The sequence below is a fragment of the Streptomyces sp. CNZ287 genome (genome assembly GCF_007827615.1).
In genome coordinates this window covers 1-14,628 of record NZ_VISV01000038.1, presented here as the reverse complement: position 1 = coordinate 14,628, position 14,628 = coordinate 1, and the positions used below count along the sequence as shown (strand labels likewise).

Annotated in this window: 6 protein-coding genes and 1 pseudogene; 6 read left to right on the top strand and 1 reads right to left on the bottom strand. The window is 64.4% G+C overall.

Annotated features, from left to right (window positions below; genetic code table 11):
* Window positions 1–91: 91 nt before the first annotated feature.
* A complete protein-coding gene (locus FB457_RS36650; protein ID WP_107086250.1) occupies window positions 92–637 on the top strand; it encodes a hypothetical protein in 546 nt (181 codons plus the stop codon).
* On the top strand, window positions 625–1,620 hold the full coding sequence (locus tag FB457_RS34870; RefSeq protein WP_145784686.1) for a DUF3710 domain-containing protein: 996 nt from the start codon (window positions 625–627) through the stop codon (window positions 1,618–1,620). The genes FB457_RS36650 and FB457_RS34870 overlap by 13 nt, the downstream gene beginning before the upstream one ends.
* Before the next feature lie 600 nt (window positions 1,621–2,220).
* Here FB457_RS34870 and FB457_RS36645 read toward each other — a convergent pair.
* Window positions 2,221–2,691: a hypothetical protein gene (locus tag FB457_RS36645; protein WP_486589265.1), complete on the bottom strand. Its 471-nt coding sequence runs from the start codon at window positions 2,689–2,691 to the stop codon at window positions 2,221–2,223.
* A 485-nt stretch (window positions 2,692–3,176) separates the two neighbouring features.
* Here FB457_RS36645 and FB457_RS34860 point away from each other — a divergent pair, with 485 nt between their 5' ends.
* The 4 genes and pseudogenes from FB457_RS34860 (at window position 3,177) to FB457_RS34845 (ending at window position 14,104) form a co-directional block, all read left to right on the top strand.
* Complete coding sequence (locus tag FB457_RS34860) at window positions 3,177–11,843, top strand: DNRLRE domain-containing protein (RefSeq protein WP_486589264.1); 8,667 nt, start codon at window positions 3,177–3,179, stop codon at window positions 11,841–11,843.
* Between the two features lie 129 nt (window positions 11,844–11,972).
* Entirely contained in the window at window positions 11,973–12,218 is a 246-nt protein-coding gene (locus FB457_RS34855; protein ID WP_145784685.1) for a hypothetical protein, read from the top strand.
* A gap of 361 nt (window positions 12,219–12,579) precedes the next feature.
* On the top strand, window positions 12,580–12,981 hold the full coding sequence (locus tag FB457_RS34850; protein ID WP_145784684.1) for a hypothetical protein: 402 nt from the start codon (window positions 12,580–12,582) through the stop codon (window positions 12,979–12,981).
* Window positions 12,982–13,015: 34 nt separating this feature from the next.
* Window positions 13,016–14,104, top strand: a pseudogene (locus FB457_RS34845) (IS630 family transposase).
* Window positions 14,105–14,628 lie beyond the last annotated feature (524 nt).

The window sequence follows — 14,628 nt, the reverse complement described above, 5'->3', positions numbered from 1 at the left end:
ACAACACGACGTGCCGTCCCTGCCGCAGAACCACCGACATCATGCCTGAACAGCGAAAACGCAACGATCACATTCGGAAAGACAACGGCTTCTGAAGAAGTGGCTCAAGGCAGGCGACCTGAAACCGGGCCAGTGGCTGCAAACCGGGGCCGGCACCTACGTCCAACTCACCGCCGTCCGAGCCCGAACCGCCGAAACTACGGTCCACAACCTCACGGTCGACAACGCCCACACGTACCACGTAGCGGTGGGCACGACCGACGCTTTGGTCCACAACTGCGGTCGCCGCATGTTCGAGGTCGACTCCGGCGGGGTTGCGACAGAGATTCCGTCGATCAACCGGGCGTCGAACGACCCGGCCGAGATCCCGGACTTCTTGGACCCCGATGGCGGCTCCTACAATCGGCCGCGAGGCAGAAGCGAGAGGGCGGAAGAAGAACTTCGTGTGGCGCGTGCAGGGGAGGCCGCCAGAGATCGGCAGCGCGCTGTTGCAGGTGCTCCGGGGAACGCAGGAAAGTATGCAAAGCCGATGGCGCACCAGTTGGATGCTCCCGCAGGGGTGGTTGAGGGCCCTCTTGCCTTGATCATTACCGGAGCAAGGGCCTGGCAGTTGCTGAAGCGAAGGTGGATGAGGTGAACGTGGGGCCGAGGGCTGATGCACGGGCCGTGGTTTCTGCGGCCTTGGCCGGTGCGGCTGTTCCCGTGGAGGTACGGTCGCGTGCCGGCTCGGCTGATGTGGAGGCGGTCACTCCGTTCTGGATCCTCCACGGGGCGCTCAAGCTCTTGGTGCTGGAGCGGTGGGGCAAGGACAGGATTCCGGCGCGGCAGATCGCGCGGGAACTGGATTCCGGCCTCGACCTCGGCGTTGCAGTGTCTCTTGTCGCGGCGTCCCTGGGGAGCGTGGAGGCCGGGCGGGAGGTACTCGAAGAGGAAACGGCGACGTTGGGCAACGTAGCGGCGCTGCTCAGTGCCGCGATCAAGAGGGCGTCGTTGTCGGAGGCGGACATCGACGAACTTCTCCAGGCGGCGGAGAGCATGCTCCACGAAAACCTGGGGCCCAGTGATTCCTTGGGACCTGGGCGGCGTGGAGTCGACATCGGTCCGTGGGACGACAGCGAGACGGAATCGGGCCGAGTCGGCTTTGCCGATCTTGGCTGCCTCCGTGTTCTTTGTGGTGCGGGCGTCGATATAGAGCCCTTGCGCTCGCGCAGCGGAGAGGTCCAGGGAGTGAACGTCGTCCGTGGGGGCAGTCGGCTTCAACTGCAGGCGTTCGGCGCTGACCCTGGCAGGCCCTGGGCGACGGTACGAGGTGAGTTGCACGCGGCGTTTCAAGCTAAGAACGCCATGGTGGAGGACTGGGCAGGTCCGCTGGGACTTGAGTTGCGGGTCGAGAGCCCCGGGAGGAGGCCGGACGGCTCGACCGGGCTCATGCATGCGAAATTCGTGGGGTGTGACGGTCCGGGCTGGCTACTGCGCGGAGTAATCAGCGGCCCGGAGGCCGACCCGCATAGTACGGCTTCCTGGGCCTACGACACCTACTCAAACACCATCGTCTCATCGCCGAGTCGACGCACCCCTGGCGCGCCATTCACACTGCGGTGGCCCCCCAGGTCTGCCTGACCACTGCGGCACCCTCCGCGCGGGAGGCTGTCGCAGGAAAGTCAGCGATGACGTCGCCTCTGTTTGCGGAGTGGACGGTCTTGTGGGAAAGAGCCGTCCTTCCAGAGATCAAACACCTTTTCTGTAGTCGAGGGTTCAGCGGAGCGAACCGGCTCGCCCGCTGCTTCATCACCTACCGACAACCCGGCTCGTTATGTAAGCCCCTGTGGTTGGTCAACTCATGCTCTGGAACCCGGCGACGGGCGACTCGGCAAGTCAGCAGGATACTTTCCTGTCGGCATGCCCTGTCATGTCTTCGTTGGCACCGCACTGGGGCGCCGTGGTCAGGGGCGAAGCGGATCATGCCGATGTTGCGACGGCTCCGGAGGCCGTTCCTTCATCCCGCGTTTCCGCAGGTCAATGACCTAGCTGACGGCATGTTAGGTGCTTGATCCCGCGCATGTCCCGTGAAGTAGAATTTTCCGTTTGGTTGCCACATGGCAGTGAATGAATCGGATCGACCGGCCGACGCGAAGGAGCGAGATCACCGGCGGCGTGCCGGGCGAGCAATTGGCCGGTGGCGTCCGGAGGGTCTGCTCTGTGATGCAGCCCGTCCGCGGGTCAGCGGTGGCGGGGGGGTTCTGCGCTGCAGGTGGCGCGGCCGTGGGGGCCGGTGGCGGTGGAGCGTTGGGCGTGGTTGCCGCGGATGGCGAGGGTGCAGGTGGCTTGGCCGCCGTCGTCGGGGAGGATGAGGGTGATGGTGGGGGTTTTGCCGAGGGGTATGCGTACGGTTTTGCGCCAGGGCAGGGCTGCTTCCAGGGCGGTGGTGCCGGCGCCGGTGGTGCTTCGTGCGACGTAGGTGATCTGGGCGGTGCCTTCGCCGTCGACGGTGTATGTCACCGGGGCGGTCGGCACCGGGCGTTGTTCGGGTGGGGTGTCGTCGTTGCGGGTGAGGGTGTAGCCGAGGAGGGCGGCTGCGGTCAGCGCGGTGGCGGTGAGGGCGGCGGTGAGGGTTCGGCGGTGTCGCGAGAGGAATCCGGTTGGCGGGTGGGGGTTATCCGTTTCGGCTTTCGCGGTGGTCGCGGTAGGCATGGGTGAGGTTCCGTTCGTCTTCGGGCGCTGAATTCCTGGCAGGCCGAGAGTGTCACATGCCCGCCTCTCGGGGAAGCGCAGGGGCTTCTTCTCCTTTTCTGGCGAGAATTCACGGCGCGTTGGGTGAGTCTCAGATTCGGGCAGGGCTCTGCTGCGGAAGCAGGTCGCCGTGGTGTGTTGACCAGGGCAGTTGATGGATTCACTGCGTGTGCACTGTGCTACTACACGCTGCCAGGGCAGGTGTATTTGAGTCGCTTTGCGCGTGTATCGCCGATCGCTTGACAGGTACACCGCGATCAGTTGAAGATCGGGCGACTACCCCCCATGCACTGCGTGCGTTGTGCTGGCCGGGCATCTGCCCGTCCGGTTATTCGGCGTGCCGTTTTCCCGGGTGTATTCACGCGTGGGGAAATGGCGTGAAGGGGTGCTGGATGAGGGCTCGGCTGGGGCGGTTAGTTTCGTCGGCGGTGGCGGCGGCTTTTTTGGTGACGTTGTTGCCGCAGCCGGCTTTTGCGGCGGGTTCCACGCCCGGGGTCGGCGGTGTCGTCGATACGGTCAGGGACTGGTTCAGCGACGACGATCCGGATGAGGACGAGCTGCCGTCGAGCGACAGCCGGAACCCTGCGAGCCGGGAGAAGCTGCCTGCGGGCAAGGCTGAGCCGGCGGCGAAGCGGGTGAAGGAGTTGACCGGGCGCCGTACGCCGGAGGCGCGGTTCTGGCGGATGTCGGACGGCCGGGTCGAGGCGGAGCTGGCCGCGGCGCCCACGTCGTACGAGACCCGTGGCGGCGCCTGGAAGGCGATCGACACCGCGGTAACGGAGTCGGACGCCAGGGGTTACGCGTACGCCAACACCACCAACCTGGCCCGCAGTTACTTCGGTGACTCGGCCGAGCGGCTGCTGAAGGTCGAGGCGGAGCTGGGTCAGTCCGTGACGTTCGGGCTGAAGGACGCGAGCGGTGGGCTGAAGCCGCGGGCCGAGGGCGGCACGGTCACCTACCCCGACGCCGTGAACGGTGCGGATCTTACGTATCGGGTGGGTGCGGGGGAGGTGAAGGAGGACATCGTCCTTGACGAGCGGCCGGACAGGCCGGTGTCGTTCGCCTTCACCATGGACGTCACCGACGGTCTGACGCCGGAGTCCCGCAAGGACGGTTCGGTCGCGTTCTTCCACGAGATGAGCAGGGATCCGGTGCTGGTGATCCCGGCGCCGTTCATGACGGATGCGGCCAGGGACGACTCCTCCCCGTACGGGAAGGCGTGGAGTCCGAAGGTCACGCAGAAGCTGAGCCGGGACGGGAAGCAGTGGCTGCTGACGTTGACCCCCGATGCGGGCTGGCTGGCCGCGAAGGAGCGGCAGTACCCGGTGAAGGTCGACCCGACCATCACGATCGCGCCGTCGCCGTCCCAGTCGCAGGACGTCATGGTGCTCTCCGATCAGCCCGGGGTGAACTTCAGGCAGGCGTGGGATCTGCAGGTGGGCACGACCCCGACTGGAGTGGCCCGCTCGCTGATCAAGTTCCCGCTGAACGAGATCCCGGCGGGCGTGACGGTGGATTCGGCCCGGCTGAGTCTGTACTACGACCAGACGCACACCACCGGCGGCAAGAAAGTGAAGATCGAGGCGCACGAGGCCACCGGACCGTGGGACGAGACGACAGCCACCTGGGACAGCACCAAGGACCTGCTGGGTGATCTGTCGGGTACGAAGCTGCAGCTCGACGACGGCCGCGCAGGCACGGCCGCGGTCGGGGACTGGACCCGGGTGGCCGGTGCGGGGATCGAGTCCGACTACCGCTACAACCAGAACTCGGCCACGGGGGAGTCGTACACCTGGCAGCCCGATGTACCCGAGACCGCCAGCTACCTCACGGACGTGTACATCCCCGGGGTGGCGGACGCGGCCTCGGCGGCGCCGTACGAGATCAAGCACCGCGGCGGCACGGCGAACTTCACCGTGGACCAGCGCGGGACGTCCGGCCGGTGGGTGGACCTGGGCACGGAGGAGCTGAGCTACGCCAAGGGAACCGCGAACACGATCAAGCTGGGCGACACCGGGGACGCGTCGAGCAAGAACGTCGCGGACGCGGTGCGGCTGGTCAACCGGGCGGAGCTGTGGAAGGACCCCGGCGAGTACAACCAGTGGCACAACTTCCCGGTGAAGAACTCGGTGCAGGAGTGGGTGAACGGCACCCTGCCCAACAACGGATTCGTGCTCAAGGCGTACGACGAAGCCCCCAGGGGCGTGGACGCGCGCGGCGGGCCGCGGTACGAGGCCGGCGACGGCTCCTACGGCGGCGAGACGTCCACCATCCCCAGGCTCACGGTCTCCTACGGCCGCATCGGCACCGCACTCGACTCCCCGACCGTCGTGCACGGCACCGGCCCCGAGCTGCACTGGAAGCCCTACACCAACACCACCGCCGATGCCGGGGCGGACTTCGCCGAGTACCAGATCCACCGCTCCACCCAGCAAGCGTTCACCCCCTCCGCGGCCACACTGATCGCCCCGATCGGCGATCAGCAGACCGACAACTTCACCGATACGACCGCGACGCCGTCGCCGGATCCGGGTCCGGAGATCGGGAAGTCGTACTACTACCAGATCGCGGTCAAGACGGCAGACGGTGACCTGCTCGGCTCGCCTACCCGGATCGTGGGCATCCCCAAAGCGGGCCGGACCATGAAACTCATCCAGGGCTCCGCCGGCGGGGCGGTGGCGGATACGACGCTGTCCTCGGCGCAGCCGAACACCAACCAGGACACCATCCAGTCCTGGAACGTGGGCCAGAACTGGCTGTCCGTGGGCAACAACTCCGACACCTACGGCACCACCCGCGCCGCGCTGGACTTCGACACCTCGACGATCCCCGCCACCGCGACCGTCCTCGAAGCCCAACTGCAGATGTGGGGCACCGAGACCACCCGGGACACAGGGTCGACCGGCGCGGTCTACGAACTGCGCCCCCTCGACCGCAGCTTCGATGAGACCACCGCGACCTGGAACAACGCCAACGCCACCACCGCCTGGACCAAGCCCGGTGGAGACGTCTCGGCGACCCTCTCGGACACTGTGCCTCAGTGGACCGAAGACGTCGGCCGGCACTGGTGGGACGCCACGACGATGGTCAAGGGCTGGGTCAGCACGCCCGACTCCAACAAGGGCGCGATGGTCAAGCTGGCCAACGAGTCCGCCAGCGGGCCGCGGGAGCGGTCACTCTGGTTGTCGAGCGAGGGCCAGGATCAGCAGCTCGGTCCGCTGATGCGTGTCATCTACGTCGACGCCACCGCAGAGTCGACGTACTACGCACCTGAGACGCCGCAGCGGATGACGCCCAACAGCACCTACAACGTCAAGGTCACGTTCACCAACACGACCGACTTCACCCTGAACGCCAACCCGGGCACATGGGGGCTGTCGTACCGGTGGACCCTGCCCGACGGCAGCACCCCGCCGGGCCTGGGGCAGCCGGTCGTCACCGGCCTGCCGGCCAGCATCCCGCCGGGCACGGAGAAGACCGTCATCGCGCAGGTGAAGACGCCGATCAACTCCGATTCGGGCAACAAGCGCACCGACTATCAGCTCACCTGGGACGTGTACCGCGGTGACGTGAAGAGGTGGCTGTCGGACCAGGAGGGCATCCCCGGCCTCACCCAGCGCGTGGCCGTCGAGGACCCCACATCCGACGAACTGGGCCTGGAGAAGTTCTACTCCTACACCGGCACACCCACCGGCGCCGGCTCCACGGTGATGAACAACACCGCCGCCGGAAACGCGGTGTGGTCCTACGACGCCTTCACCAACCCCGGCCGCGGCCTGAACACCTTCTTCCGCGTCGCCTACAACTCCCTCGACACCTCGGACACCATCACCGGCCACGGCTGGTCCGCCCAGGCCGCCGGCCCACTACGCTTGGGCGCCCCGCTGGACTTCCACCCCAACCCGCGCCCTACAGAGGTCCGCTGGCCGGATGGCGACGGCACCACCCACATCTTCCGCAAGCAGGAGAACGGCAGCTTCAAAGCCCCCGCGGGCGTCCACTACAAGCTCGAACCCAAACAGGACCTGGACTGCACCCCGGCCAAGGACCCGATCCCGGACGCCTGGACGGCGACCCGCCCGGACGGCACCCGGTTCCTCTTCGGCTGCGACGGCTACCTGACCTCGGTCGTCGACCCCAACGGGAACACGCAGACGTACACGTACACCGAGCGCAAGTCGAACAACAAGCCGACCAAGTTCCTCGACTACATCACCGACCCCGCCGGCCGGAAGTCCCTTGAGGTCGAGTACTACCAGAAGGGCGACACGTCGTGGGAGTTCATCGACGACACGGGTAAGCAGGTCGCCGGCACGGGGAAACTGAACAACTCCAAGATCTACGACCACATCAAGTCGGTCACCGACATCTCCGGCCGCAAGCTCGCCTTCTACTACACCAGCAAGGGTCTGCTGGGCCGCATGGTCGACGGTGCGGGCAGCGCACAGCCCAAGGAATTTGACTTCGCCTACGACGCCGGGCAGGGCAACAAGAACGTCAAGCTCGTCGGCGTCCAGGACCCGCGCCAGAACTCCACCGCGCTGGAATACAACACTCCCAGTGCCGGGGACGACCCCAAGTATCACTGGTGGGCCAAGAAGATCACCGATCGGCGCGGCAACGGCACCGAGTTCACGTACGCGGCGGGGGACGCGGACAACCCCGCGGACAACCCGAAGTTCACGGACACCATGGTGAAGGACGCCGAAGGCAGCGTCACCGACTACACCACTGACGACTTCGGCCGCCCGGTGACGCTGACCAACGCAAAGAACGAGTCCACCCGGATGTCGTGGGACGCGGACAATAACGTCATCTACCTCCGCGAGGCCAACGGCGCCGAAACCGCCTACTGCTACGACCCGATTACCGGCTACCCCCTCTGGCAGCGCGACGCCGAGCAGAACAAGGTCGCAGGCGGCGTCCCCGAGCCCGCCGTCTGCACCGACGGCGCCACCCCCGACAACGCCACCGTGTACGAGTACTCCTCCCGCGTCGGGGACAGCTACGTGAAGGACCTGGCGCGCAAGACCTCGCCCGAGGGCCGTACCTGGACCTTCACCTACGACGCGTACGGCAACCTGCTGGCCGTCACCGACCCCAAGGGCACCGCCACCGCGGAAGCGGGCGACTACACCACCCGCTACACCTACGACGGCCACGGCCAGCTTCAGACGGCCACCGATCCGCGCAACAACACCACCACCAATGCCGACTTCACCCCCACCGGCTACCCACGGCTGATCACCGATCCGAAGGGCAACGGCACCGACTTCGTCTACGACGAACGCGGCCAGGTCCTCAAGGTCATCGACGCCCTGGACAAGACCACCACCCAGACCTACGACACCTACGGCCGTCCCGGCGAGAGCGTCGTACCCAAGACCGCGGGCGAGTTCATCACCACCCCCGCCCCGGTCTACGACGCCAACGACAACATCACCCGCGCCACCGCCCCCAACGGCGCCGTCTCCACCGCCGTCTACGACGAGGCAGACCAGGTCACCGCGGCCACGGCTCCGGACAACAACACCACCGGCCGGGAGACCCGCTACACCTACGACCGCGTCGGCAACCTTCTCACCACGACCGAACCCAAGGGCGTCGCGACAGCAGACAACCCCGACGACTTCGTCACCACCAACACCTACGACGCGATCTACCAGCTCACCGACGTCGTCAACGCCGACGGCGACAAGCTCTCCTACCGCTACGACGACGTCGGCAACGTCACCCACGTCATCGACCCCAAGAAGAACGAGACCCCCGACACCACCGACTTCACCACCAACACCACCTACGACCTCAACCACCGCCCCGACACGGTCACCGACGCCGCAGGCGAAACCACCACTACCACCTACGACAAAGACTCCCTGGTCATCGCCACAACCGACCAGGCACAGAAGACCACCGAGACCGACTACGACGAACGCGGCCTGCCCATCGCCCAACGCGTCCCCTACGACACCGACGCAGGCACGGTACGCACCACGAAGTTCACCTACGACCAGGCCGGCAACCGCACCAAGGTCGAAACCCCCCGCGGCGTCAACACCGCAACCGCCGACGACTTCACCCACCGCACCACCTACGACGAGCTGAACCGCCCGGAGCGGCAGTATCAGCCCTACGCCCCGAACGACGCCCGGTACAACGACCCGGACGTCTATACCGAGACGACGTACGATGCGGTCGGTAACGTCTCGAAGATCTCCGCGCCGCCGTCAGAGGGTGAGACGGTCCGCAATGAGACCGCGTACACCCACTTCGACAACGGCTGGATCCGCACCTCCACCGACCCGTGGGAGATCACCACCTCCTACGACTACAACAACCTCGGCCAGCAGACATCCCGCACCCTTACCAGCCAAGGCGAAGCCAGCTCCCGCACCATGGGCTGGACCTACAACCCCGACGGCTCACTCGCCGCCCGTACCGACGAGGGCGTCCCGGTCGGCCGGCAGACCGTCCTCGTCGACAACTCCGACACTCAGAACACCTCGTCGACGGGCGACTGGACGACAAGCAACCCCCGGCGCGACACGAAGTCCAGCCAGGGCTACGACCACCGCACGCTCGCGGCAGGCAAGGACGGCACCTTCACCTGGCAGCTCAACATCCCGGCCAAGGGCGACTACACCGTCTACGCCAAGTACCCGAAGACAACCGACGCCGCCCCAGGCGCCCGCTACGAGATCCACCACGCCGAAGGCACCGCCACGGCGACATCCGACCAGAGCGAGCGGACAGGCCGCTGGGTGAAGCTCGGCACCTACCCCTTCAAGCAAGGCATCAAGAGCCTGACCTTGAAGGGAAGCGACACCGGCGCGGTGACAGCGGACGCGGTGCAACTCGTCCGCGACGACTCGTCGGCGGTGGACGAGGAGCGCAAGGACTTCACGTACCGCTACGACGTCAACGGCAACCTCATCGACATCAACGACGTCTCCTCGGGCGCCAAGATCGACGCCTACGTCATCGGCTACACCGGCCTCAACCAGGTCGAGAAGATCACCGAGAACCTCGCCGGCGAACCGAAGAAGACCACGTCGATGACGTACGACCCGAATGGCCAGCCGGCGACGATGACGCACCCCGACGAGTTCCAGTCCTACGCCTACGACGTCCGCAACATGGTCAAGTCCGTCGAGGCCGGCAAGAGCGCGGACGACCCAACGAAGCGGATCACCTCGTACGAATACACCCCGCGGGGTCAGAAGCTGCGCGAGAACAAGGCGAACGGGAATATCGTCGACTATTCGTATTATGCGAACGGCGCACTGAAGGCGACGCAGGAGGACAACGGCTCAGACCTGGTCGCTTCACACGACTATGACTGGGACGCCAACGGCAACAAGGCCCGGGACATCGCGCAGAAAATGAACGCCGACGACCACGCGGCGTACCTGGAATCGACGACGTCGTACGTCTACGACCCGGTGGACCGGATCGCGCAGGTCACGAAGACCGGCCACGGGACAGGCAGCGAGAGCTACGTTCACGACGACAACGACAACGTCATCAGCCAGACGGTGAGGAACGTCGATACCACCTACACCTACGACCGCAACAGATTGATCTCGGCGGCCACCGGAGATACGTCGACGTCCTACAATTACGACCCCTATGGCCGCCTTGACACCGTCACATCAGCCGGCCAGATCATCGAGCGCAGCACCTACGACGGCTTCGACCACGTCACCGAGCACAGCCGTCTGCAGGACGACGGCACCCAGAAGAAGACGTCGTATGTCTACGACCCGCTGGACCGCACGACCTCCAAGACCACTGCCGGAGGCAAGACGACCGACTACAGCTACCTGGGCACGTCCGATGAGGTGCTCGACGAACGGGTGGCAGGCGAGGTCACCAAGTCCTACCAGTATGGCCCCTGGGGAAACCGCCTCTCCCAGATCACACACAACACCGACGACACCCAGGAACTGGGCGTCTACGGCTACAACAGCCACACCGACGTGGAAATCCTCACAAACTCCGAGGGAAATTCCAAAGCCACATATGGCTACACTGCCTACGGGAACGACGATGACTCAGAATTCACCGGAATCGACAAACCCGACGCAGGTAACCCCGACCAAGAGCCGTACAACCCGTACCGCTTCAATTCTAAGCGTTGGGACGAGCCGTCGGGAACCTATGACATGGGCTTCCGCGACTATGACCCCGCCCTCAACCGATTCCTCACCCGAGACATGTACAACGGCGCACTCGCCGACATGCAGCTCGGCGCAGACGGGATAACTGGGAACCGCTACGCTTTCGCCGGCGGCAACCCAACTACGGGCATCGAACTCGACGGCCACGGCCTCGCCTGCGGCGGTGAAGGCGACGACGTAAGCTGCGGCGACGACACGGTCACGCGAGCCGACGGAAGCCTGTCCTACACCGACGGGAATGGTGTCAACCACTCCACAGGTGGCGGGTACATGTGGTTTGAGGAAAACCGGCAGCCGGGGAGGGCCCCAGACGGAAGTGCTAGCCACACGACTAGTTATGTGGCACACATCTCCAGGCCGAACGGGAACACATTCGAAGCTGGAATGCGCGTCGACGTCTATACGGCGGAGTACCAAGGGGCAAGCTCGAATGATGACTCCGAAAGCACGGTCGAGAACGTCATCGGTGCTCTCGTTCATGCTGGGGGAAACCTTGTGGGCATCGATGAGCCGACACAAGGGTTGTGTGTCAGTGTTTCGTTCGCAGTAGTTGTTGGTGCGAACGCCGACTACTGTCTGATGTCTTCGAAGAAGCCAGGTGGTGGATTCGATGTCGGCCATTCCCTGTCAGTGAACCCTGAAATAGGCGTCGGTTACGCTGTGACCGCGAATCGAGTTGTCAGTAATGCTGACAATTACTCGGACCTGAGCGGTTGGGGGTACGGGGTATGCATGACGGGCAGCTACTACGTTGCCGTCGACACCTGTTCCGGTCAGGGATTTACGGCCAATGGTTACTACCTGCCGTCGGGAATCGGAACCAATAGCGAAGGAGATCCGATCATTTACAATTCCTTCGGTGGAGGAATTGGGACGCCAGGGTTTAGTGGCGGCCCAAATCTGAATCATACCTGGTCTTGGGACCTTTTCTGAACGTTCACTGATCGGTAAGGTGTCGCGACTGCCTGCATCGCGTTTGGCGATGCAGGCAGTCGTGTAGGGTAGTGGTCTTGTAAAAACGTCTTCGTGGGTGGAGTGGATTTCTCAATGATGCTTTCTGTGGTGGAATCCAACAAGATGCCGCTACTTGGGATCCTCGTCTTCTTGCTCGGAGGGGGAATCTTTCTCTACTTGGGATGGGTGATGCTCCGGAATTCCGGTGGGCGAGGGGTTCGGATGCTCAAGAGAGGTTCGCTCTTCGAGGCATCGGAATCTTTCTACATCGCGTTTTCCAAGGTCTTCGGGGTTGCTGCTACGCTGATAGGCGCGGGCCTTATCAGTGCGGCTGTGTTTGAGTTGCTGTCTTGACGTAGCGAGACTGGCTTCGAGGCTGCATTGGTAACGGAACCGGTGCAGGCGGTTTTTGGGCCCGCTATTGATCTGCCGCCCTACTGAGCTTCAAAGTGTGGTGTTGGGCTGACGTCTCGTGATCCCTGCGATATTCCGGTTGTGGGGGGGGGCGCTCGCAAGGCGGTGGGCTGACCGATGAATGGCGGGCCTTACGCGAGAAGGTTGCGATTTGAGGCAGCTGAGTGGCTCCGGTTCGGCGACGACAACTTGCGCAGGGCTATACTTCTTTCCCGGACTCTCCTCGGGGTGCTGCGGCCGATCGAAATAGTCGGAGTCGCGAGGGCTCGCGCTGCTGCCGGGTGCCCGCCATGAGGTCGAGATGACTACGGACGAATCATCAGAGGCTAAGAAGGGTCGCCGTCCGGTCGCCCACGCGGTCATGCAGATCTTGATTGGAGCCTTCTGTACGGTCATCGGTGCGTGGGCACTACTTCCAATGATGGTGGACAGAGTCGAGCTCACCGAACGAAACGAATCGGTCGTGGGGATTCTGTATGAGGACCCATTGCATTGCCTCGATGGCTGTCAAGTGCGTTACGAGATCGATAACCAGGAAGTCACCGGTCGACTCCCCGTTAATGCGAATCTGAAGATGCGCGAAAAGGGAGATTCGCTGGATCTGATATACGATCCGGACGAGCCTCGTCGGGCTGCATTGAAAAAGGATCTAAACATTGTAGCTATAGCTCTCAGAGCTCTCTTGCCGCTTCTAGTGTCCTGAGTCGTTAGTTCGCGGGCGGTTGTAGGGTGTGGTGATGCCTGGTCCGAAGCCGTTGCCGGTGGTGCTGTCCGACGAAGAACTCCGTGTGCTGCGATGCTGGTTGAGGAAGCAGACGGCTGCTCAGGCTCTGGTGCTGAGGTCCCGGATTGTGCTGGCGTGTGCGGAGGGCTTGCCGAACGCGCAGGTCGCGGAGGACCTGGGGATTTCGCGGGAGACGGTACGCAAGTGGCGGGCGAGGTTCGTCAAAGACCGGCTGGAGGGCCTGACGGACAGGCCGCGTCCGGGGCCGCCGCGCAGGATCACGGACGAGCAGGTCGAGGCACTGGTGACCAAGACCCTGGACGAGAAGCCGTCGTCGGGGGATTCGCACTGGTCGACGCGGTCGATGGCCGAAGCGACCGGCATGTCGCAGTCCGCGGTCTCGCGGATCTGGCGGGCGTTCGGGCTCAAGCCCCACACCGTGGAGACGTGGAAGCTGTCCACGGATCCGGAGTTCGTCACCAAGGTCCGCGACGTCGTCGGGATCTACCTCTGCCCGCCGGAGAACGCGCTGGTCCTGGCGGTGGACGAGAAGTCGCAGATCCAGGCCCTGGACCGCACCCAGCCAGTGCTGCCCATGGCCCCGACGACGCCGGCGAGGATGACCCACGACTATGTCCGGCACAACACCACCAGCCTGTTCGCCGCCCTCGACATCGCCTCCGGATCGGTCATAGCCCAGCACTACCGGCGCCACCGCCACACCGAGTTCCTGCGCTTCCTGAAAACCATCGACGCGGCCGTCCCGAAGGACCTTGACCTGCACCTGGTCCTGGACAACTACGCCACCCACAAGACCGAAGCGGTCTAGAAGTGGCTGCTGCGCCACCCGCGCTTCCACCTGCACTTCACCCCCACCTCCGCATCCTGGCTGAACCTCGTCGAGCGCTGGTTCGCCGAGCTGACCCGCCGCAAACTCCGCCGCTCGGCCCACCGCAGCGTCATCGAGCTGGAACGCGACATCCGCGGCTGGATCAACGAGTGGAACAAGAACCCCAAGCCGTTCGTGTGGACCAAGACCGCCGACGAGATTCTCGAAACCCTCGCCGCATACTGCCAGCGAATTAACGATTCAAGACATTAGGGGTTGTCCTTCTGTTCATCGGGTTGTATAGTTTCCAAAAACGACCAAATCGGTAGAATTGGTGAATGCGTTGGCGTCCAGGCCGTCACCGAACAGATCGTCTACGTCGAGCGCACCTCGCCGGTCAGTACTTGACGAAGGCGAAGGCGAAGGCGGTGCTGCAGCGCGGCGAAGCCGGAGTGGTGAGCCAACAACCTTTTAATCCGTTGGTTGTGGGTTCGAGTCCCACGCGGCCTACTGCTAAAGCCCAGGTCAGAGCGTCTCTCCCCTGGGCTCTGGTGGTTATTTGGCGCGCTGGAACTCGGTCGCTGGCCCGAAGGGCACGTGATCACGCGTGGTCGTGGTGCCGACCCGGACAACGGTGACCCGTCGGGGTGCGGGGACCGGCTCCATTTCCAGCCGGCGCTGTGGGAGTCGTGGCAGGCAACGTTGAGCTGCACCCTGTTTCGTAGCGTCCCTGAAGCCAGGTCTATGATCTTGGCGTAAGGAGACACACGAGCAAGTGCCAGCACCACGGAAGTACC